Genomic DNA, 21018 nt, shown 5'->3' on the forward strand with positions numbered 1-21018 from the left:
GCCGCGATGTAAATTTGATCAAATTTCAGGAAAGCGGGAGAGCGGGACCGGGGATTAGCCTCCCGTCTCTCTTGTTTCCAGCAGAGAGCGCACGCAAACGTCCACGCTCAGTTCGTTCAGGGCTTCGAGCGGCAACGTTTCGTCCGCCGCGCGCGTCAGCACGCGCAACACCTTCGGCTTGAGGCGCGCGAGCACCAGCCGGCGGCCGTCGCGCGCGAGTTCGGCGGCGTAGGTATGCAGGCCTTCGATCGTCGAGCCGTCGATATCGGCGGATTCCTCGAGGCTCATGATCGTGGTGTGCAGTTCCCCGCCTCCCACCGCGCCCAGCATGCGCAGACTGGTCAGCACGCGTTCGACGTTGGCGAAGAAGAGCGGCGCTTCGGGACGCACGATCAGGATGCCCGGCACCGGCTGGGCGTCGTGGTGGATGCTCGTGTCGACGAAGTCGTGCGTGTCGCCAAGACGGCCAAGCACGCTGACCTTGGGCTCCGAGAAATTGCGCAGGGTCCAGAGCAGGCTCACGACGATGGAAAGCAACAGCCCGTCCAGCACGCCGAGAATGAGCACCGCGAGGCACGCGCCGAACGCGAGATAGATGTCGCGGCGCCATTTGACGTACGGGGCGAACACGCGCGGATCGATGGTGTGGCTTACCGCGTGGATCACGATGGCCGCGAGCACGGGCTCGGGAATGAGCGCGATCTGCGGCAGCAGCAGGGCGACCATCAGCGCGATGACGGCGGCGGCGCACCACGCGGCCACGCGTGTTTGCGCGCCGGCTGCCTCGTTGGCCGAAGTGGCCGAATAGCCCGCTCCCACCGGCATGCCGCCGAACAGTCCGGAGACGAGATTGCTCGCGCCGAGCGCGGCGAGGTCGCGGTTGGGCACGAACGGGTCGCCGTGCTTGAGCGCGAAGCCGCGAATCGAGCCATACGATTCGGCGTAGACGATCAGCATCATGGCGACGGCCAGTTCGCCGGAGCGCAGCCATTGGTTGCGTACGAGATCGGGCAGGCGGAAGCCGACGCGGTCGAAGTCGATGCGGCCCACCTGGGCGACGCCGTAGTGCGGCAGATCGACGGCGTAGCCCAGCGCGACGGCGAGCACGATGACGACGAGCGTGGCGGGCACGCGAGGCCAGCGGCGCAGCGCATAGAGGAGGGCGAGCGCCACGAGGGCGAGCGCGCCGCCGTAGAGATTCCATTGATGCGACGCTTTCAGGAGACCCAGGAAATAGCGCGGCGCGTCGGAGTGCGCGGGGCTCACATGCAGCGCGAGGCCGACCTGCTTGAGGACGATGGTGATGGCGAGGCCGAACGTAAAGCCGCGCAGGACCGACTTCGCGATGAAGTCGGACATGTTGCCGAGCCGTGCGAGGCTGGCGGCGAGAAAGAACGCGCCGGTCAGGATGACGATGCCTGCCCCGATCAGGAGCCGCGAGGCGGCGTCGCCGCCGGACTCGGCGAGCGTGACGGCGGCAAGCACGGCGGCCGATGAAGACGTGGACGAAACGACCGCAAAGCGGCTCTTGCCGATCAGGCCATAGATGACGAGCCCCGCGAGCAGCGCGACGATCCCCGCCTGCGCCGGCACGTTGCCGATGTTCGCGTAGGCGACGGCCTCGGGCAGCAGCAGCCCGGCGATGGCGCAGCCGGCGAGAAGATCCTTGAGATGGCGCTGCAGGAAGGGCGTGGCGCCCTGTGGGGTCGTGGACATGTCTGCCTCTCATCCTTGTTGTTGGTCGTGTGCCCGCGGGTGCCGACGAGGGTGTCGACGAGGGTGTCGAGGATGGTAGCGCAGACGCCGGAGCGTGGGATGCAACAGCGGCCGGCCGCATGATGCGGTGCAACGAAAAAAAAGGCGCGACGCCGGACGAACGGCCTCGCGCCTTCCCGCACGGCGAGCCGTGAGGCTCGCGCGCTGCTTACTTCCTGTCGATCGAGAACCGTCCCGGGCCGGTCACGGCGAGCGCCAGCAGGCCGCCCGCGATGCTGACGTTCTTGTAGAAGTTGATCATGTTTTCCATCTGCTCCATGCCGGTCTCGGTCCAGAAGTGATGGCCGACGAACCCGGTGGCAATGGTGTAGATCGCGAGCAGCACCGCGAGGGGACGCGTATAGAAGCCGACAAAGATCAGGACACCTACCACCAGCTCCATGACAACGGCGATGATCGCCGAGAGCATCGGCGCGGGCGCGCCCACGTGCTCCATATAGCCGACGGTGCCCGAAAAGCCCGTGATCTTGGCCCAGCCGAACAGCACGAACAGCGTGGCGAGGAAGAGGCGCGAGACGAGCAGGACGAGGTCGTTGCTCTGGCCGAACAGGTTGTATCGCATGTTGAATCTCCGAAGGAGGTTGCAGTTCGAATTGTTTCTGTGGGTTGCAGCGTCTGCCGGGAGAGGGGCCCGCCGGGCCCCCTCCAAGCCTACGCGATCTGGTGCGCGACGATCAACATCAGGACCAGAGTTCGGAGACTTCGTTGTTGCGCAGGTCGAAGACCAGCACTTCGGTGTCCTGGCCGTCGCTGAACGTCAGCTCGCGTTCGTTGCGGATGCGCGCGCCGTCACCTTCGCCCAGCGCTACGCCGTTCACGCTTACGCTACCGCGGGCCACGTGCACATAAGCGTAGCGGTCGGCGTCGAGTTCGAGCTTCGCCGTTTCCGCGCCGTCGAAGCGGCCGGCGTAGACGCGCGCGTCCTGGCGCAGCAGCAGCGAATCGTCGGCGCCGTCCGGCGAGAGGATGAGGCGCAGCTTGCCGCGCTTTTCCGTATCGGCGATGTTCTTCTGCTGATAGCGCGGCTGTGCGCCCTTCACGTTCGGCGCGATCCAGATCTGCAGGAAATGCACCGGGTCGCTGGCCGAGTGGTTGAACTCGCTGTGCGCGACGCCCGTGCCGGCGCTCATCAACTGCACGTCGCCGGGGACGATCACCGAGCCCGTGCCCATCGAGTCCTTATGCTCCAGTGCGCCTTCCAGCACGTACGAGAAAATTTCCATATCGCGGTGCGGATGCTTGCCGAAGCCGCGCGCCGGCGCAACGCGGTCGTCGTTGATCACGAGCAGGTCGGAGAAGCCGATCTGCTGCGGATCGTAGTAATTCGCAAACGAGAACGTATGGCGTGAGCTAAGCCAGCCATGCTCGCCGCGGCCGCGTTGGTCGGCATTGCGCAGTTCAATCATTTCGACCTCCATTGATGTTGTCCGATGGGATGAACGTCAGTTTAGGTCAATCCAGTTGATTATAATTGACTGAAAATTGGAATGACTGTCACGTTTAAGTGGACAATGGCAATGCAACTCGACGACATGCGGATCTTCGTGGCGACCGTGGAGGCGGGCAATTTCACGGCGGCGGCCAACCGCCTGCGGCTTTCGAAGCAGTTCGTGAGCCGCCGCGTGGCCGCGCTGGAGGCGAGTCTTTCCGTGCGGCTCCTCGTGCGCAACACGCGCAATCTGGCTGTCACGGATCTCGGGCAGGATTTCTACGAGCGGGCGAAGCGCATTCTCGCGGAGGTCGGCGAAGCGGAAACAGCCATGTCCGCGCGCCGCACCGAGCCGCGCGGCCTCTTGCGGGTGAGCGCGCCGATGTCGTTCGGCATGGCGCACCTCTCGCCGCTCGTTGCCGAGTTTCTGCGCGAGCATCCGGACGTGCGCTTCGACATGGACCTGAGCGACCGCACCGTCGACGTGGTCGGCGAGGGCTTCGACATGGCTTTGCGCATCGGGCAGTTGCAGGATTCGACGCTCGTTGCGCAAAAGCTTATCGACGTGCGCATGATCGCGTGCTGCAGCCCCGGCTACCGGCGCCGCCGCCGCGAACCGGCCACGCCGGCCGATCTCGCGCACCACGCCTGCTTGCCCTATGGACAGGAAGGCCGGGCGGCGTGGAGCTTCGTCGTGGACGGTGCGCGCACACCGTTCGAAGTGCAGGGCCCGCTGCGCGCGAACAACGGCGAGGTGATCCGCGATGCGGCTATCGCGGGGCTCGGCATCGCTTATTTGCCCGATTTCATCGTAGCGGGATCGGTGGATGCGGGGCTTCTGGTCGAAGTGCTCGCGCCGTTCATGCCGCCGCCGGGCGCGCTGCATGCGGTTTATCCCCAGCATCGCGAAGGTTCTGTGACGATCCGGGCGTTTACGCAATTTCTGCGAACGCGTCTGGCGGCCCGTGCGGCAACCGCGCGCGGCGGGGCGCTTTGATGCGAGCCGAGGTGCGCCCGCTCTTGCCAAATGGCCGTTGCGTCCGCATCTGTTCGATTGACGACGGCAAGGGGGCGCGGCGACTGAGGCGCAATGTCGCAGTTTCGTTGTATGCTCGACGCCCCCGGTGGTTGCGCCGGGTCGGCTCGAACGGGTGAGAGCGGGCGCGGGCGGGGCTTTCGGCGGTCTCTATGGAGGCCGATAGGAACAGACAATACCCGCGATCAAAGCAACCAATTTTTCAAACGGACGCGATTCCCGTAAATTTCGTCCATACCTTTTCCAACCCAGCGAGGAAACAACGCATGTCTCTCATCAACACGCAAGTCAAGCCGTTCAAGGCCACCGCTTATCACAACGGCAAGTTCGTTCCGGTTTCGGAAGAGAACTTCCTCGGCAAGTGGTCGGTTGTCGTGTTCTACCCGGCTGACTTCACGTTCGTGTGCCCGACGGAGCTGGGCGACCTGGCTGACCAGTACGCAGAATTCCAGAAGCTCGGCGTCGAAGTCTACGGCGTCTCGACCGACACGCACTTCACGCACAAGGCCTGGCACGACACGTCGGAAACGATCGCCAAGATCCAGTACCCGCTCGTCGGCGACCCGACCGGCGCGATCACGCGCAACTTCGACGTGATGATCGAAGAAGAAGGCCTCGCGCTGCGCGGCACGTTCGTGATCAACCCGCAAGGCGAGATCAAGCTGTGCGAAATCCACGACAACGGCATTGGCCGCGACGCCAAGGAACTGCTGCGCAAGGTGCAAGCCGCCCAGTACGTCGCCGCTCACCCGGGCGAAGTGTGCCCCGCCAAGTGGACGCCGGGCGCTGAAACGCTGAAGCCGTCGCTCGACCTCGTCGGCAAGATCTAAGCGTCGCATTCGCAATGCGATCGCCTTGATCGCATGACGCTGCTGTAATCCGGGCCGCGCCCTTGCGGCTGCGGCCCGGACGCCTGAACGGCATTCCCCTCTGCTTCACTTCTAGCCGGAAAGAAAAGCCATGCTCGACGCCAATCTCAAGACTCAACTGAAAAGCTACCTGGAAAAGATCACGCAGTCGATCGAGATCGTTGCGTACCTGGACGACGGCGAGAAGTCGCAGGAACTGCAGGGGCTCCTGCAGGATATCGCCTCGCTCTCGGATCGCATCCGCTACGAAGAACGCCGTGGCGCCGCAGCCGGCGACGCGCGTACCCCTTCGTTCGAACTGAAGCGCGCGAACTCGGACGTGTCGGTCACGTTCGCGGGCATTCCGATGGGCCATGAATTCACGTCGCTCGTTCTCGCGCTGCTGCAGGTGGGCGGCCATCCGGTCAAGCTCGAAAACGAAACGATCGAACAGGTGAAGGCGCTCGACGGCGCGTTCTCGTTCGAAGTCTATATGTCGCTCACGTGCCAGAACTGCCCGGAAGTCGTGCAGTCGATCAATGCGATGGCCGCGCTGAACCCGAACGTGAAGATCGTCACGATCGACGGCGCGCTGTTCCAGGACGAGGTCGAGAAGCGCCAGATCATGGCCGTGCCGACCATTTACCTGAACGGCGAAGTGTTCGGCCAGGGTCGCATGGGCGTCGAGGAAATTCTCGCGAAGCTCGATACCGGCGCCTCGGCGCGTGCTGCCGAAAAGCTGAGCCAGAAGGATATGTTCGACATGCTCATCGTCGGCGGCGGCCCCGCCGGCGCGGCGGCCGCGATCTACGCGGCGCGCAAGGGCATTCGCACCGGCGTGCTCGCCGAACGCTTCGGTGGCCAGGTGCTCGACACGATGGCGATCGAGAACTTCGTCTCGGTGAAGGAAACGGAAGGGCCGAAGTTCGCGGCGGCGCTGGAGCAGCACGTGCGTGCCTACGACGTCGACATCATGAACCTGCAGCGCGCCGAGGCGCTCGTGCCGGGCGACAAGTCGATCGAGATCCGCACCGCGAGCGGCGCGACGCTGCGCGCGAAGAGCGTGGTGCTCGCCACGGGTGCGCGCTGGCGCAACGTGGACGTGCCGGGCGAGCAGGAATACCGCAACAAGGGCGTGGCGTACTGCCCGCACTGCGACGGTCCGCTCTTCAAGGGCAAGCGCGTGGCCGTGATTGGCGGCGGCAATTCGGGTGTGGAAGCGGCCATCGACCTCGCGGGCATCGTGAGCCATGTGACGCTGCTCGAGTTCGGCACGCAACTGCGTGCGGACGAAGTCCTGCAGCGCAAGCTGCGCAGCCTGCCGAATGTCGCGGTGCACGTGAACGCGCAGACCACGGAAATTTCGGGCGACGGCCAGAAGGTTACGGGCCTCGCGTATCTCGAACGCACGAGCGGCGAGAAGCGTCATCTCGAACTCGAAGGCGTGTTCGTGCAGATTGGCCTCGTGCCGAACACCGAATTCCTCAAGGGGACGGTGGCGCTCTCGAAGCACGGCGAGATCGAAGTGGACGCGAAGGGACAAACGTCGGTGCCGGGTGTGTTTGCCGCCGGCGACGTGACCACAGTACCGTTCAAGCAGATCGTGATCGCCGTGGGCGAAGGTGCGAAGGCTTCGCTCGGTGCGTTCGAATACCTGATCCGCTCGTCGGCGGACCAGGAAGAGGATGCGAAGGTTGCCGCCGTGGAGGCTTGAGCCTTGGCGGGAAAATAGTCTCTCTTTGACGCGCCGGCTTTGCCGGCGTCTTTTTTGGGGGGTCTGGACTTCGTGGATGGATCGCGGGGCGTGCGGTATCTGGCCATCCCCTCACCCCCGCACCGCAATCTCCTTCTCCCACCCCTCAATAATCTTTGCCGCGAGCGCGCCGTAATTGCCGTCGAAGTGGTGGCTGCCGTTCGTCTTCACGATGTCCATGCCGGTATTCGCGAGCGCCGGGCACAGCGTGTCCTTCTCGTCGGCGCCGTAGACGCACTGCACGATGGCCGGCGGCACCTTCGCGAGTTCCGGCCGCACGGCGAGCGCCTTGTCGCTGGCGGGCATGCCGAGCCAGCCCGTCACGCGGACCTGAAAATCGGCGTCCGGCGCGAAGCCGAGCAGCGACATGTACGAGACCTTCGCACGCAGTGCGTCCGGCAACCGGTTGTACGCGAACGGCATGACGTCGGCGCCGAACGAGTAGCCCACGAGCGCTACGTGCTTCGCATGCCAGCGCGCTTCGTACGTCCGGATCACGCGCGCCAGGTCGCGGCTCGTTTCCTCGGGCGACTTCTCGCTCCAGAAGTAGCGCAGCGCGTCCCAGCCGACCACGTCGATGCCGTCTTTCTGCAGTGTTTCGGCGATCGTCTTGTCGAGATCGCGCCAGCCGCCGTCGCCGGAGATCACGATGGCGAGCATGTCGGTGGGATGCGCGGCAGGCAGTTCCACGAGCGGCAGGTCGGAGACATCCTCCTCGCTTTCGGCCTGCACGTGCAGATGCGGCGCGGCGAGCGCAACGAGCTTGTCCGCGTCGGGGACGTTCGCGGCGAACGTGCGCGGTGCTGTTGCGTCGTTCGTTGCATGCGCAACCTGAGTCGTGCGCGTTGCCGCTGACGTCACGCCCTGTTCGAAGAAGCCGGGCAAGCCCTTGCCGCGCGAAAGCGTCGGATCGGCCGGGCAGGGGACGAAGCGCGCGTCGAGCCGCGCGGCGGGATCGAGCGATACCGCGCCCGCCATCGTGTTGGCCGGCGCCTGCGAGAGCATGTGTTGCGCAATCAGCGCGCCTTCGCCGCTGCCGATCGCGATGGGCGCGAAATACTGGGTCGATGCCTGCCGGCGTTCGAGCTGGTGGCTCAGCGCTTCGGCGTCGCTGTACAGCTTGTGGCAGGTCTCCGTCTTGAGGGCCGCGAGATTCTGCGCATAGTCCGCCGTGTCCACGCCTACCACCATCGCGCCGTGCTGGGCGAGCGCGTCGGCGCGCGTCTGGTCGCCCGAGGTCCAGTGATCGCCCGCCGAGAACAGCACGGCGAAGCCGAGCATCGGACCGGCAGGCCTCGTCACCGCGACTTCGCCATAGCGGCCGCCCTGCACGTGGGTCACGGCCGCGGGAGCCGGATTGAGCGTGGCATGCGCCGCGCCGCACGCGAGCGTCGCGAACAAAGCCGTGGCCGCCGCGGCAAGGCGCGGCCGTTCGAAAAAGCGTTTCGTCATGAGCGCCAGCCTCCAGCCAGCAGGGAAAGATCGGCGAGGGTGATGAACACGCTGATCGAGCCCGAAGCGGCCAGATAGCGCGGTTCCCAGTGCGGCGCGAATTTGTTCTTGAAGCCGCGCAGCCCCCGGAAGTTGTAGAACTTGCCGCCGAAACGCCAGATCAGTCCGGCGAGGCGGTGCCATGGCGAAGCGAGCGGTGTCGGGCCCATGCCTGCAAGCGGCGCCATGCCGAGCGACAGGGCGTGATAGCCGGCGGCCTTGAGCTGAAGCGCGAGCTGTGTGAACAGATACTCCATCGCGTACGGCGACGCGCCCGGCAGGTGGCGCATCACGCCGACCGTCGCTTCGGTGGCGAGGTCGGTCGTCATGAACGTGACGAACGCCACGGGCTCGCCATGCTGGCGCACGAGCAGCACCGATTGCGCGGCCAGGTAGTCGTCGTCGAACGCGGCTACCGAGAAGCTCTTCTCGCGCGCGTCGCGGCTGTCGAGCCAGGCGTCGGAGATGGCGCGCAGCGCCGGCAGGTGCTCCGCCATCCGTGCCCGGCCAATCGGCTCGACCGAGAAGCCGTCACGCTCGCCGCGCTTGAGCGCATAGCGCAGATGCGCGCGCTGCGGGCCCTTGAGGTCGAACTCCTGCAACATCACGCGCGCTTCCTCGCCGAGCTTCATCAAGGTGAGGCCCGCGTCGAGATAGAGCGGCAGCGCGTCGGCGCGCACCTGGTAGAACGCGGCGCGTCCGCCGTGAGCGTGCGCGAGCGAAACGAACGTGCGGATCAGCGCGGGCCATTCCTCGCGCGGGCCGACCGGGTCGTGCAGCGCGGCCCACGTGCGGCCGTGTTTCGCGTACATGAGGAAGGCGTTGCGCGAGCCCGAGAACAGAAAGCTCTTGTCGCCCATCAGCGCGAGGCCCGCGTCGCTGCGCTCCTGGGCGCGCACGATGCGCCCGGCTTCTTCGAGGTCCTCGCTCGCGGGCTTCACGAAGCGGCCCGCCGCCGGCCGCAGCAATTGCCACGACGCGAGCGTGGCTGCCAGCACGACTGCGCCGAGCGTCGCGCGCAGCGCGCGCGGAGCGCGTCCGTCGAAGGCGAACTGCCACCAGAGGTGATGCGAGTACTGCACGTCGCGGAACGCGAAGAAGAGCACCCACACGGCGAGCGCGATCACGCAGGCCACCGAGGCGAGCCAGCCCGGGGTGAAGCGCTCGGCGAACAGCGACGAATGTCGGTTGAAGCGGCCGCGCGTGGCGAACAGCAGGACGATGAGCACGCCCAGCACGCCGGCTTCGACGAACGCGAGGCCCTTGGTCAGCGAAAGCGCGAGGTTGGCGAAAGCGATCAGGAGTGCTAGCCACCACGCGGCGTCGAGACGCCGCAGCAGGCCGCGCGCCACGAACAGCAGGAGCACGCCGAACAGGCTGCTGAGCAGTTGCGAGCTTTCGAGCACCCAGAGCGGCAGGAAGGTCTGCAGCATGGCGATGCGGTGCTCGAAGGCGGGGGTCGCGCCCGAGATCACGAGCATGCCGCCCGTGACGAAGGTGACGATCGCGAGAAAGAGCGGCGCGAGCTGCGAGACACCGTCGGCGCCGCGGCGCGCGAGGGTCGTGCCGAGCGGCTTCGCGAGCGCGCGGCCTTCGAAGGCCGCGAGCAACGCGGCCGAAGCGGCGAGCGGCGCGCCGAAGTAGATCGCGCGGTAGGCGAGCAGCGCGGCGAGCACGGGCGAGGTGGACACGTCCGGGCCGAGCGCGTACACCATCGCGGCCTCGAACACGCCGATGCCGCCCGGCGTGTGGCCGATCATCCCGAGCAGCATGGCCGCGCAGTAGACGGTCAGAAAGCTGCCGAAGCCGACCTGCGCGTGCGGCATCACCGACCAGAGCGCGAGCCCGGCGCCCGCGACGTCGAGCGCGGCGAGCAGCAACTGGGCGACGAGATCGCCTCGCGCGGGAACGGAAAAGCGCAGGGCGGCGCGGCCGAACGGCTCGATCTCGCGCGCTTGCGCCGGGCAGGCGGCAATGAGCGCGGCGCCGAGCGCGAGCAGCGCGCCGCCGATCCCGCGCAGCGTATCAGGCGCGAGGTGCAGCAGGCCGGCGAGCGTGCCGGCATTGCTTGCCATGCCGAGCGCCGTCATCAACGCGAGGGCGAACGCGAGCGTGACGCTCGTGAATACGGTCATGCGGCCGATCTGGGCTGCGGTGACGCCCGCACCGCCATAGACGCGGCAGCGCACGGCGCCGCCCGTGAGCGCGCCGAAGCCGGTGACGTTGCCGAGCGCCGAGCCGGCGATCGCACCGACCCAGAGTGCGCCGCGCGAGACACGGGCGCCGAGGTAGCGCAGACCGACGGCGTCGCGTCCGACGAGCGCGATGAAGCTGATGGCGGTGGCCGCCAGCGCGCCGGTCCATTCGGACGGCGCCAGATGCTGGAGCTGATGCGCGACCGACCGGTAATTGACGGATTGCGAGAGGTGCTGGAACACCACGAGCAGGAGCGCGCAGATGCCGAGCGCGAGGGCGGGCGCGACGAAGCGCTGAGGTTGCAAGGCGGCGAAGCGACGCCGCAACGCGGCGGTGGCCTGCGCCGCGCGCGAGGATCGTGAGTCAGGCATGGCAGGGTCCGGCACCCGAGGTCGACATCGGCTCAACATCCGCGTAAACGTCTGGTAATGGACTGGTAAAAGTCAGCAAACGCTTCAGAGCGCGATGTGGTTGACCCAGCCGGTCAAATCGGACCGGTTGGGGTCGGACCCAGCCAGGCGGTGGCCGCGCGGCTGTTAACAATTTGAGACATCACCTTTAATTTTTTTACTTCGCCGCCCGGGAGAGGTAGTCTCAGGTAACTGGAGGAGCAACAAGCCAGAAGGGAGAGCGACGTGAAAAGAATCGCCTTGACTTCTCTTTCGCTGGCGTTGGTCGGCGCCGCCAGCGTGGCCCACGCACAGACCAGCGTGACGTTGTACGGCGCCATCGATACTTCCCTCACCTATATCAATCACGCCCAGGGCAACGCGAACCAGTGGTCGCTCGGCAACAGCAGTTCGGGCAATCTTTCCGGGTCGCGCTGGGGCCTCAAGGGCGCCGAAGATCTCGGCGGCGGGCTGAAGGCGATCTTCCTGCTCGAAAGCGGCTTCAATCCGTCTACGGGCGGCAGCGAGCAGGACGGCCGGCTGTTCGGCCGCCAGGCCTTCGTCGGGCTGACTGCGGAGCAGTACGGCTCGCTCACCCTCGGCCGCCAGTACGATCCGCTGGTGGACCTCGTCCAGGGCATCACGGCCGACAACTATTTCGGCTCGGCCTTCGCCACGCCAGGCGACGTCGACAACTACGACAACAGTTTTCGCGTGAACAGCTCGGTCAAGTACACCACGCCGTCCTTCAACGGACTCCAGGCGGAAACGATGTATGCGTTCGGCGGCGTGGCCGGCGCAACGGGCGCCGAACAGTCCTGGGCGGCGGCCGTGGCCTACAACAACGGGCCGGTCGGGTTCGCGGGCGGCTACTTCTACGCGGCCAACAGCCAGGCCGCGCTGGGCATTCGCACGGACGGCTGGACCGGCACCTCGGACGGCACCTTCGACGGGCCGATCAACGCCGGCTATGTCTCGGCGCACTCGCTGGCGATCGCGCGCGCCGCCGCGCAGTACGAGATCGGCCGGTTCACGATGGGCCTCGGCTACAGCAACGCCCAGTACGCGCCGGATGCCAGCTCCGTGTTCCACGACACCGAGAAGTACAACACCGGCCAGGGCTTCGTGGACTATCACCTGAGTCCGGTTCTGCTGCTCGGCATTGGCTATAGCTATACGCACTCCAACGGCGACACCTCGGCGAACTACCATCAGGTGTCGATCGGCGCCGACTACAGCCTTTCGAAACGTACCGACCTCTACATGACGGCCGCCTGGCAGCACGCGAGCGGCGAAACGGGCGACGGCTCGGGCGGAGCGGCGCCGGCCGATGCGTCGATCGGCTCGTACGGCTATCCGGGCACGAGCACGCAGACGATGTTCAACCTGGGGTTGCGTCACAAGTTCTGACGCGGTTCCCGCCACCGATGCCGGGCGTCTGCCCGGCATCGGGCCCCTTGCCGCCGGGGGCGATTTCCTCCAGGATGGGTTGTTTATCGGACGAACCCGGCCGGAAGAGACGCCAGGCGGACATCCATCGAAGCCTTTGTCGCGGGCAAGCGACAGCGTATGATATATCACATACGGAATATTTATTTTTGCCGCAGTGCATCATAGGATTGAGTCATTGCATGACTCAATCTCGTGGAGCTTCACATGGATTACGCGTCTCTCGCGCTCGTTGGCGTGGCTGCCTTGGGCCTTGGCGCCGCCGCTACCTGGCTGATTGCCGCGCGGCTGCCGAAATCGGTCGTCGAGCGGGCTGCGGATCACGGCCGGTTCGTCGGTCTGGGCGAGGCGCCGGCCGCCACGCCGATGTATCGTCAGCAGGTCCGTAAAGAGGCAATGAATGTCGTCAGAACTTCGAACTGAAGCCATCACTCGATCTTCCCCGGCGCCGCTCAAGCTGGCGCTGCAACCGATCAGCGCGACACTGAGCTTGCGCGACCAGGCCTACGCCATGCTGCGCCAGGCCATCGCCGACGCCGACATCTATCAATCGCGCGAGGAAATCCGCCTCGACGAGCGCGTGCTTAGCGAAACGCTGGGCGTGAGCCGCACGCCGGTGCGCGAGGCGATGACGCTGCTCGAACAGGAGGGTTTCCTGCGCATGGTGCCGCGCCGCGGCATCTATATCGTGCGCAAGAGCAAGCGCGAGATCGTGGAGATGATCCAGATGTGGGCCGCGCTGGAGAGCATGGCCGCGCGTCTCGCCACGCTCCACGCCAGCGACGAGGAAATCGCGAAACTGCGCCACATGTTCGACAACTTTCGCGACAGCACGCCTGCCGAGCATATTGCCGAGTATTCGGACGCCAACATCGCGTTTCACCAGGCGATTGTCGAGCTTTCGAAGTCGCAGGTGATCCTCGACACCATCAAGAACATCTTCGTGCACGTGCGCGCCATCCGGCGCCTGACGATCTCGCAGAGCGATCGTGCGTCGCGTTCGATCGTCGATCATCTGCGCATCATCGAGGCGCTGGAGAAGCGCGACACCGAACGGGCCGAAAAGCTCGTGCGCCAGCATTCGCTCGATCTTGCCGCGCACGTGGAAAAGTACTGCGATTTCCTCGACTGAGGAGGGCGTAACGGGCAACAGCCGGGTGGCAGCCCGGTAGCAGCCGGACCGGCAGCATGGCGGAACGGGAGACCCGCGGGTTTCCCGTTCCGCGTTTACGGCTCGCGCTCCGGGGAGGGGCGGCCCAGGATTTTCCCGAGTGTGCGTCGCAACATGGCAGCGAGAAATCGCACCGAACCCAGTCTGGATAAGGCCTTGCCGCGTATTCCCGGCAACCGTGACGAGAGGGGGCTCCCGCTTGCCATGATTTGATATATCACATACCGTATTAATCATCGACGCGATCACACCTGGCCTCGAGGCCGGCGCTGACCTGCGACAGCGGTTCCTATCGATTTTCGACGACTCGCCCGGCCACGACCGACAAGGAGGCATGACATGGGCAAGGCACTGGATGGCGTGCGCATTCTCGATTTCACGCACGTTCAGTCGGGTCCGACCTGCACGCAGTTGCTCGCGTGGTTCGGTGCCGACGTCATCAAGGTGGAGCGCGTGGGCGCCGGCGATATCACGCGCGATCAACTGCGTGACATTCCCGACGCGGACAGTCTCTACTTCACGATGCTCAACGGCAACAAGCGCTCCGTCACGATCGATACGAAACACCCGCAAGGCAAGGGCGTACTGGAGCGCTTGATCCGCGATTGCGACGTGCTCGTCGAGAACTTCGCGCCCGGCGCACTCGAACGCATGGGCTTTTCATGGGAGCGCATCCAGACATTGAATCCGCGCATGATCGTCGCCTCGGTGAAGGGCTTTGGCCCCGGTCCCTACGAAGACTGCAAGGTCTACGAGAACGTGGCGCAGTGCGTGGGCGGCGCGGCTTCCACGACGGGCTTCGACGATGGCCCGCCGGTCGTCAGCGGCGCGCAGATCGGCGACAGCGGCACGGGCCTGCATCTCGCGCTCGGCATCGTCACGGCGCTTTATCAGCGCGTGCATACGGGACGCGGCCAGAAGGTGCTTGCCGCCATGCAGGACGGCGTGCTGAACCTGTGCCGCGTAAAACTGCGCGATCAGCAGCGGCTCGCGCGCACAGGCGTGATGAAGGAGTACCCGCAGTATCCGAACGCGGCGTTCGGCGAAGCCGTGCCGCGCGCGGGCAACGCTTCGGGCGGTGGGCAGCCGGGCTGGATCCTCAAGTGCAGGGGCTGGGAGACCGACCCGAACGCGTATATCTATTTCATTGCGCAGGCGCCGGTGTGGGAGCGCATCTGCAAGCTGATCGGACGCGAGGCATGGATCGACGATCCGGACTACGCCACGCCGAATGCGCGTTTGCCGCGCCTGAAGGCGATCTTCGACGAGATCGAGGGCTGGACCCTGAAGCGCAGCAAGTTCGAGACGATGGCCGTGCTCAACCGCTACGACATTCCGTGCGGCCCGATTCTTTCGATGAAGGAGATCGCCACCGACGCCTCGCTGCGCGCGAGCGGCACGATCGTCGAGGTCGATCATCCGGTGCGCGGCAAGTACCTCACCGTTGGCAACCCGATCAAGCTCTCGGACAGCCCCACCGAAGTGCTGCGTTCGCCGCTGCTTGGCGAACATACGGACGAAGTCCTGGCCGAATTCGGCTACTCGCACGACGAAATCACGGCGCTGCGCGTTGCGGGCGCCATTTGAACAACACGGGAAAAAGCGGGAAAAAAGCGGCGAACCGAACACCTGGCCGTCATGCACGGCAACGAGGGAGCGAAGCATGAACACCTGGATGCGCTTGATGGCGAACGACGGCAGTATCGTGTTCGGCCAAGTGGAGAACGGCAATCTGCACGAGTACGACGGACTCGATCAACCTATGCGGACCGGCGCGGTGCTTTCGCTGCGTACGCTGACGCCGCTTGCTCCGTGCGCGCCGGGCAAGGTGATTGCCCTCTGGAACAACTTTCGCGCGCTGGCCGCGAAGCTGGAGAAGCCGGTGCCTTCGCATCCGCTCTTTCTGCTCAAACCGCCCGGGTCGGTGATCGGATCGGACGCGCCGATACTTCGGCCTCCGCACTATTCGGGCAAGATCGTCTTCGAGGGTGAGCTCGGCATCGTGATCGGCAGGCGCTGCCGCAACGTGAGCGAGGACGAAGCCGAAGCTTCGATTTTCGGCTACACGATCGTCAACGACGTTACGGCAGCGAGCCTCGTGGCCGAGAACCCGCACTTTCCGCAGTGGTGCCGCGCCAAGGGGTTCGATACGTTCTGCTGCATGGGGCCGGCTATCGTCTCCGGTTTCGACTGGCGCCGTGCACGCGTGGTGACGCGGCTCGATGGCGTCGAACGCCAGAACTATCCCCTCGACGACATGGTGTTCACGCCGGCGCAGCAGGTGAGCCTGATTTCGCAGGATCTCACGCTCGAACCGGGTGACGTGATTGCGTGCGGCACTTCGCTGGGCGTCGGTTCGATCGGTGCGGGTGCAACGGTCGAAATCACGATCGAGGGTATCGGCACGCTGGTCAATACGCTAGCCGGAGTGCGAGCCGACGCGCGGGTGAACGCCGTGGCCGAAGACGCTGTCTGAGGAATCCGCGATCGCCACAGGAACCGTCCCGACCCACAACGCCTTACCTATGAAAGCTCGATTCCGAGACGCGGGTGATGTTTTCGATGAGCTGCGCGCCCTCTTCCATGAGGAAGCGCTCGAACGCGAGGGCGACAGGCGGCAGCCGCTTGTTCTTGCGATGCACGACATACCAGTTGAGCATGACCGGGAAGCCTTCGACGTCGAGCACGGTCAGATGCCCAACCTGCCGTTCGAGGCTGATCGTGTGCGCAGAGAGAAAAGCGATGCCCATGCCGGCGATCACGGCCTGCTTGATGGTTTCCGTGCTCTTGATCTCCATGGCGATCTTGAGGTTCGCAAGCTTGCCGGCGAACGCTTCTTCCATCGAGTTCCACGTGTCCGAGCCGCGCTCGCGCACGACGAAGGCTTCGTTGGCCAGCGCCTCGAGCGGGATGCCGCGCCGGTGCGCGAGCGGGTGAGTGGGCGCGGCCACGATCACGTAGGGATGCGGCGCAAACGCTTCGTTGATGGCGTCCGCGCCATGCGGCGGACGCACCATCACGGCGAGATCGGTCTGGTTCGTCGCGAGTTGCTGCAGCAGTTGCTCGCGGTTATGCACGGAGAGATTGAGTTGCACGCCCGGATAGCGCCGCGTGAATTCGGCCAGCACGCGGGGGAAGAAGTAGTCGCCGGCGCTGATGACGGCAACGTTGAGCTTGCCGCCCGAAATGCCCTTCAACTGGCCCATTGCCTCGTCGACCTCGTGGAACTGCTGGATGATCGTGCGGCTGTAGTGAAGCATTTCGCTGCCGGCCGGCGTGAGGTAGATCTTCTTGCCGAGCTGCTCGAAAAGCGGCAGCCCCGCATGGTCTTCGAGCTGGCGGACCTGCGTGGAAACGGCTGGCTGGGTGAGGTGGAGCTCCTCGGCCGCGCGCGAAAAGCTGAGATGACGCGCCACGGTTTCGAAGACTTTCAACTGGCGCAGCGTGGCGTTTCGCATGGTCATGGCCGATCCATAAAGGAACGTGAATTGCCATGGTAACAACATCTAATCGTGAGTCATTCAGCAATGACCCTGGCGTGAAGTATAAAGGACTCCGAATGTAGTGCGTGAGACGTGCGAAAAAGCGCCGGAACCAAGGAGCAAGAGATGTCGATGAACGTATCGCTTCAGCAACTCAAGGTATTCGTGGCCGTCGCGCGGGCGCGCAGCTTCACGCGCGCCGCGCGCGAATTCGGTCTCACGCAGTCGGCGGTGAGCCGCTGCGTGCGCGATCTCGAAGAGGCGGTCGAACTGAAACTGTTCGACCGCACCACGCGCCAGGTCGAGCTCACGGTCGCCGGCAGTGGCTTCGAGCGGCGCATCGGCCGTCTGCTCGACGAGATCGACATGGCGCTCAACGAAGGCCGCGCTGCGCATCAGTCGCATAGCGGCGTGGTGCTCGTGGCGAGCAATCCGGTGCTGTCCTCGGGCTGGGTGCCGGCTGCGCTCGCGCGCTGCGCGGCGGCGTTTCCGGATCTCACGATGCAGCTCGAGGATTTGCCGCAGGCTGCCGTCATTCACGCGGTGGAACAGGGCGAAGCGGACTTCGGCGTGATCGCCGAAACGATGCCTTTTGCCGGCGACGGCAGCCTCGAAGTGCAGCCGCTCGCCGCAACGCCGCTGTGCGCCGTGCTGCCGCCGCGTCATCCGCTCGCCCAGCACGGCACGCTGCGCTGGAGCGATCTTGCCGACGAAGCGCTCGTGACGCTCAATCGCGACGCGGGGTGTCACGGTGCCGTGATGCGTGCGCTGGCGGGTTGCCGACCGGAAGGCAAGCCCGTGCAGGAGTTTGCGCATGTCGAGGGCGTGGCGCGTATGGCGCAGTTAGGGCTGGGCATCGGCGTGCTGCCGGTTTGCGCGGGCCATGCCCACGCCGTCGATCCGGCCGATGCCACCTGCCACTGGCCCGCGCCGCCGGGCTCGCTCGTTGCGCGCGTGCTGCATCCGGTCGTTAACGTGAACACGATGCTCGTGCGCCGCCGTCATCGTTCGCTGCGTCCTTGTGCTCAGGCCGCGTGGACGCAGTTCGTCACCGATGGATCGGCGGCGGACGAGCAGGACGGCGCGCGACGCGGCGCGATGCCAGCCGGCGCCGACGCGCCGGCACCTGACGAGGTGAGCATTGATTGATCGGGGGCCGACTGTAGGCCCATCGGCGGCCGCGCCGACCACGCGCAGCCGCCTGCCTCGCATTACGCGGCTTGCAGCGCCATCCGCTCGCGTTGCTTGACGAGCGCGAGCACGACGTCGATCGCGGGCGTGGGCTCGCCGACCAGCCGGCCCATCTCCTGCACCACGGTCAGCAGCGGATCGATCTCCATGGGCCGGCGGTTTTCGAGGTCGACGAGGGTCGAGGTCTTGTGCGCGCCCACCGCGCCGGCGCCGTCGATGCGCCGTTCGACGTCCACGCGAAACTGCACGCCGAACTGCCCGGCAATGCGCTGCGCTTCCAGCATCATGGTGCGCGCGACGTTGCGGGTGGCCGGGTCGGACGCGATGATGTCGAGCGTCGCATGCGTGAGCGCGCTGATCGGGTTGAAGCAGAGATTGCCCCACAGCTTCAGCCAGATTTCGTCGCGGATGTTCTCGCGAATCGGGGCTTCGAAGCCGGCGGCCTGCATGATTTCGTGCAACTGAACGAGCCGCGGCGTGCGCTTGCCCGAGGGTTCGCCGATGGGAAATTTCTTGCCGTAGACGTGGCGGATCACGCCGGGGGCTGCGATTTCGGCAGCCGGATAGAGCACGCAACCTATCGCGCGCTCGGGCGTGAGGCGGGTCCATTGCGAGCCGTCCGGGTCGATGCTGTTAAGCCGCGTGCCCTCGAACTTGCCGCCGTGTTCGTGGAAGTACCAGTAAGGGATGCCGTTGGTGCCGGTCACGATGGCCGTGTGCTTGCCGATCAACGGCTCCATGGCGTCGATCACGCCAGCCACCGAATGTGCCTTGAGCGTGATGATGACGACGTCCTGCACGCCAGGCTCCCGCGGATCGGACGTGCAGCGCACGTTGGCGACATATTCTTCGTTATCCATAAGAAGTCGTGCGCCGCGCTCGCGCATGGCGGCCAGGTGCGGGCCGCGCGCGATGAAGCTCACGTCGGCGCCCGCGCGTGCGAGCTGCACGCCCATCATGCCGCCTATCGCGCCCGCTCCAAAGATGCAGATCTTCATGGTGAAACCCCAATGACGTTGAGAACCGCTTGTCCGTCATGCGCGCGGCGGACGATGGTTCGAGCATAGGGGCGCGCGCCGCTTATCGACAGTTAAAGTTTATCGGCGCGATCATCAAGGGAAGCTTATGGTTGGTTGGGCGGCCGCCGGAATCCATCCGGTTCTCGCGCCGCGCCGGGCGACGGTGAGCGGCATCACGGCGCAAGGTATATGAAGGGCGTTCCGGGTGCGTCTGCGCGGTCGCATCGCGACATCCGGCTTGCGCGATTGCGGCCTGCACGCTTAAATAGTGCCCGAGAGGTGGCGCACGCGAGGGGCCGCAGGAGCGCGCGTCCATGCATGGCGAATCGTGACATCGAAAGGAACCGGAGACGTTCATGAGTACGAGCACCATTGCTGAACGCGAGGCGGCCGGCCGTGCCGTGCGCGAGCGTGTGAAACGTTCCAGCCATCGGCATATCGGCGAGCTCGATCGCGATCCGCTCGACCTGCTGCGGCAAAACAGCGAGGGCCGCGTGCAGAACCTCGTGCCGCTGCGCTACGGGCGCATGCTCGTCTCGCCGTTCACGTTCTTTCGCGGCAGCGCGATCCTGCAGGCACACGACCTTTCGCTCGTGCCGAATACCGGCATGGCGATGGAGATCTGCGGCGACGGGCATCTGATGAACTTCGGCGGTTTCGCCACGCCCGAGCGGCAGCTCGCGTTCGACCTGAACGACTTCGACGAAGCCGCGCCCGGTCCCTGGGAGTGGGACCTCAAGCGCCTCACGGCGAGCCTCGTCGTGGCCGCGCGGCATATGCGCTACTCGCGCGGCGTTGCGGAGGCGCTCGTGGCGGCCGCGGTCACCACCTACCGCGACCGCATGAGCCAGTACGCCGAGTTCGGCGCGCTCGATCTCTGGTACGACAGGATCACGTTCGACCGCATGGTCGAGACGGCGCTCACGCCGGAAGGCCGCCGCCTGATCCGGCGCGGCATGGAGAAGGCGGCGGGCCGCACCCATGAAAGCATGCTCGACAAGCTCGCCGAACGCGATGCCGACGGCCGCTGGACGATGCGCGACACGCCGCCCGCGCTTTTTCACGTGCACGGCGCGAACACGCTGTTCGAAGCCGAGGACGACTGGTTCAGGATCGGCGGCTGGCGCGAACTCGTCGAGCCCATGTACGACGCTTACAGGAAGACCCTCGCGCAGGACCGGCGCGAACTGCTCGATCACTTTGCGCTGCAGGACCTCGTATTCAAGGTGGTGGGCGTGGGCAGCGTGGGCACGCGCTGCCTCGTCGCGCTCCTGACCGACCACCACGACAAGCCGCTCTTCCTGCAGATCAAGGAAGCGCGCCGGTCCGTGATCCAGCAGTTCTACAAATCGCCCGCGTTCCGGCACGAGGGGGCGCGCGTCGTGCAGGGCCAGCGGCTTCTGCAGGCGGCGAGCGACATCTTCCTCGGCTGGTCCACAGGGCCCTCGGAGCGCCACTTCTACTTCCGGCAACTGCGCGACATGAAGCTTTCGGTCGAGCTCGAACTGCTCGACAGCACGCTGCTCGAAGGCTACGCGCGCCTGTGCGGCTGGGCGATGGCGCGCGCGCACGCGAAGTCGGGCAACACGGCTATCGAAATCGCCGCGTATATCGGCCGCCACGACCAGTTCGCGGAGGCACTCGTGGGCTATGCGTTCGCCTATGCGGATCAGGTGGAGCGCGACTACGACGTCTTCCTGAAGGCCGCGCGCAGCGGCAAGATTCTCGCGCGCAGCGACGAGGACATGGCCGCCGACTTCCGGGTCTGACGAGACCGCGGGTGTCCAT

17 protein-coding genes are annotated in these 21018 nt (G+C 65.7%); 10 read left to right on the forward strand and 7 right to left on the reverse strand.

The window, feature by feature from the left end; genetic code table 11:
- Positions 1-54: 54 nt before the first annotated feature.
- The 3 genes from WJ542_RS24485 to WJ542_RS24495 form a co-directional block, all read right to left on the reverse strand.
- Entirely contained in the window at positions 55-1716 is a 1662-nt protein-coding gene (locus tag WJ542_RS24485; RefSeq protein ID WP_411192058.1) for a SulP family inorganic anion transporter, read from the reverse strand.
- Positions 1717-1924: 208 nt separating this feature from the next.
- Entirely contained in the window at positions 1925-2338 is a 414-nt protein-coding gene (locus tag WJ542_RS24490; RefSeq protein WP_411192059.1) for a DoxX family protein, read from the reverse strand.
- 118 nt (positions 2339-2456) lie between these two features.
- Positions 2457-3182: a pirin family protein gene (locus WJ542_RS24495; protein ID WP_411192060.1), complete on the reverse strand. Its 726-nt coding sequence runs from the start codon at positions 3180-3182 to the stop codon at positions 2457-2459.
- A gap of 111 nt (positions 3183-3293) precedes the next feature.
- Between WJ542_RS24495 and WJ542_RS24500 the strand changes: the two genes are divergently transcribed.
- The 3 genes from WJ542_RS24500 (at position 3294) to ahpF (ending at position 6803) form a co-directional block, all read left to right on the forward strand.
- Entirely contained in the window at positions 3294-4202 is a 909-nt protein-coding gene (locus WJ542_RS24500) for a LysR family transcriptional regulator (RefSeq protein WP_411192061.1), read from the forward strand.
- A 305-nt stretch (positions 4203-4507) separates the two neighbouring features.
- Positions 4508-5071: an alkyl hydroperoxide reductase subunit C gene (gene ahpC, locus WJ542_RS24505; protein ID WP_027795001.1), complete on the forward strand. Its 564-nt coding sequence runs from the start codon at positions 4508-4510 to the stop codon at positions 5069-5071.
- Positions 5072-5201: 130 nt separating this feature from the next.
- The gene (gene ahpF, locus WJ542_RS24510; protein ID WP_411192062.1) at positions 5202-6803 is read left to right on the forward strand and encodes an alkyl hydroperoxide reductase subunit F; all 1602 of its coding nucleotides are present in this window, start codon (positions 5202-5204) and stop codon (positions 6801-6803) included.
- 111 nt (positions 6804-6914) lie between these two features.
- Here the strand turns inward: ahpF and WJ542_RS24515 are convergent, their stop codons facing one another.
- Together WJ542_RS24515 and mprF are read right to left on the reverse strand one after the other, a co-directional pair.
- Positions 6915-8294, reverse strand: a complete 1380-nt coding sequence (locus WJ542_RS24515) for a virulence factor family protein (protein WP_411192063.1) — start codon at positions 8292-8294, stop codon at positions 6915-6917.
- Positions 8291-10900 (reverse strand): bifunctional lysylphosphatidylglycerol flippase/synthetase MprF, encoded by a 2610-nt coding sequence (mprF, locus tag WJ542_RS24520; RefSeq protein WP_411192064.1) that lies wholly within the window; start codon positions 10898-10900, stop codon positions 8291-8293. The genes WJ542_RS24515 and mprF overlap by 4 nt, the downstream gene beginning before the upstream one ends.
- Positions 10901-11164: 264 nt before the next feature.
- Between mprF and WJ542_RS24525 the strand changes: the two genes are divergently transcribed.
- From WJ542_RS24525 to WJ542_RS24545, 5 genes are all read left to right on the forward strand, one after another.
- Positions 11165-12328 carry a porin gene (locus WJ542_RS24525; protein ID WP_411192065.1) on the forward strand — a complete coding sequence of 388 codons (1164 nt, stop codon included), beginning with the start codon at positions 11165-11167 and terminating at the stop codon, positions 12326-12328.
- A gap of 246 nt (positions 12329-12574) precedes the next feature.
- Positions 12575-12790: a hypothetical protein gene (locus tag WJ542_RS24530; RefSeq protein WP_411192066.1), complete on the forward strand. Its 216-nt coding sequence runs from the start codon at positions 12575-12577 to the stop codon at positions 12788-12790.
- Entirely contained in the window at positions 12768-13499 is a 732-nt protein-coding gene (locus WJ542_RS24535) for a GntR family transcriptional regulator (RefSeq protein ID WP_411192067.1), read from the forward strand. The genes WJ542_RS24530 and WJ542_RS24535 overlap by 23 nt, the downstream gene beginning before the upstream one ends.
- 378 nt (positions 13500-13877) lie before the next feature.
- The gene (gene frc / locus WJ542_RS24540; RefSeq protein WP_411192068.1) at positions 13878-15125 is read left to right on the forward strand and encodes a formyl-CoA transferase; all 1248 of its coding nucleotides are present in this window, start codon (positions 13878-13880) and stop codon (positions 15123-15125) included.
- A gap of 76 nt (positions 15126-15201) precedes the next feature.
- Positions 15202-16014, forward strand: a complete 813-nt coding sequence (locus WJ542_RS24545) for a fumarylacetoacetate hydrolase family protein (protein ID WP_411192069.1) — start codon at positions 15202-15204, stop codon at positions 16012-16014.
- Between the two features lie 43 nt (positions 16015-16057).
- On the opposite strand, the gene WJ542_RS24550 is transcribed toward WJ542_RS24545, so the two are convergent.
- A complete protein-coding gene (locus WJ542_RS24550) occupies positions 16058-17002 on the reverse strand; it encodes a LysR family transcriptional regulator (protein ID WP_411192070.1) in 945 nt (314 codons plus the stop codon).
- A 150-nt stretch (positions 17003-17152) separates the two neighbouring features.
- Here WJ542_RS24550 and WJ542_RS24555 point away from each other — a divergent pair, with 150 nt between their 5' ends.
- Positions 17153-18169, forward strand: a complete 1017-nt coding sequence (locus tag WJ542_RS24555) for a LysR family transcriptional regulator (protein ID WP_411192071.1) — start codon at positions 17153-17155, stop codon at positions 18167-18169.
- Between the two features lie 62 nt (positions 18170-18231).
- Here the strand turns inward: WJ542_RS24555 and WJ542_RS24560 are convergent, their stop codons facing one another.
- On the reverse strand, positions 18232-19209 hold the full coding sequence (locus WJ542_RS24560) for a 2-dehydropantoate 2-reductase (protein ID WP_411192072.1): 978 nt from the start codon (positions 19207-19209) through the stop codon (positions 18232-18234).
- Positions 19210-19586: 377 nt separating this feature from the next.
- On the opposite strand from WJ542_RS24560, the gene WJ542_RS24565 reads away from it, so the two are divergent.
- Positions 19587-20999, forward strand: a complete 1413-nt coding sequence (locus WJ542_RS24565; RefSeq protein ID WP_411192073.1) for a DUF2252 domain-containing protein — start codon at positions 19587-19589, stop codon at positions 20997-20999.
- Positions 21000-21018: the final 19 nt, after the last annotated feature.

Origin of the sequence: Paraburkholderia yinzeri, from assembly GCF_046581065.1 — a bacterium.
Taxonomy (GTDB): Bacteria; Pseudomonadota; Gammaproteobacteria; order Burkholderiales; family Burkholderiaceae; genus Paraburkholderia.

Coding starts and splice junctions, on each gene's coding strand:
- WJ542_RS24485 (WP_411192058.1), bottom strand. CDS start 1,716: ATGTCCACGACCCCACAGGGCGCCACGCCCTTCCTGCAGCGCCATCTC.
- WJ542_RS24490 (WP_411192059.1), bottom strand. CDS start 2,338: ATGCGATACAACCTGTTCGGCCAGAGCAACGACCTCGTCCTGCTCGTC.
- WJ542_RS24495 (WP_411192060.1), bottom strand. CDS start 3,182: ATGATTGAACTGCGCAATGCCGACCAACGCGGCCGCGGCGAGCATGGC.
- WJ542_RS24500 (WP_411192061.1), top strand. CDS start 3,294: ATGCAACTCGACGACATGCGGATCTTCGTGGCGACCGTGGAGGCGGGC.
- ahpC (WP_027795001.1), top strand. CDS start 4,508: ATGTCTCTCATCAACACGCAAGTCAAGCCGTTCAAGGCCACCGCTTAT.
- ahpF (WP_411192062.1), top strand. CDS start 5,202: ATGCTCGACGCCAATCTCAAGACTCAACTGAAAAGCTACCTGGAAAAG.
- WJ542_RS24515 (WP_411192063.1), bottom strand. CDS start 8,294: ATGACGAAACGCTTTTTCGAACGGCCGCGCCTTGCCGCGGCGGCCACG.
- mprF (WP_411192064.1), bottom strand. CDS start 10,900: ATGCCTGACTCACGATCCTCGCGCGCGGCGCAGGCCACCGCCGCGTTG.
- WJ542_RS24530 (WP_411192066.1), top strand. CDS start 12,575: ATGGATTACGCGTCTCTCGCGCTCGTTGGCGTGGCTGCCTTGGGCCTT.
- WJ542_RS24535 (WP_411192067.1), top strand. CDS start 12,768: ATGTCGTCAGAACTTCGAACTGAAGCCATCACTCGATCTTCCCCGGCG.
- frc (WP_411192068.1), top strand. CDS start 13,878: ATGGGCAAGGCACTGGATGGCGTGCGCATTCTCGATTTCACGCACGTT.
- WJ542_RS24545 (WP_411192069.1), top strand. CDS start 15,202: ATGAACACCTGGATGCGCTTGATGGCGAACGACGGCAGTATCGTGTTC.
- WJ542_RS24550 (WP_411192070.1), bottom strand. CDS start 17,002: ATGACCATGCGAAACGCCACGCTGCGCCAGTTGAAAGTCTTCGAAACC.
- WJ542_RS24555 (WP_411192071.1), top strand. CDS start 17,153: ATGAACGTATCGCTTCAGCAACTCAAGGTATTCGTGGCCGTCGCGCGG.
- WJ542_RS24560 (WP_411192072.1), bottom strand. CDS start 19,209: ATGAAGATCTGCATCTTTGGAGCGGGCGCGATAGGCGGCATGATGGGC.
- WJ542_RS24565 (WP_411192073.1), top strand. CDS start 19,587: ATGAGTACGAGCACCATTGCTGAACGCGAGGCGGCCGGCCGTGCCGTG.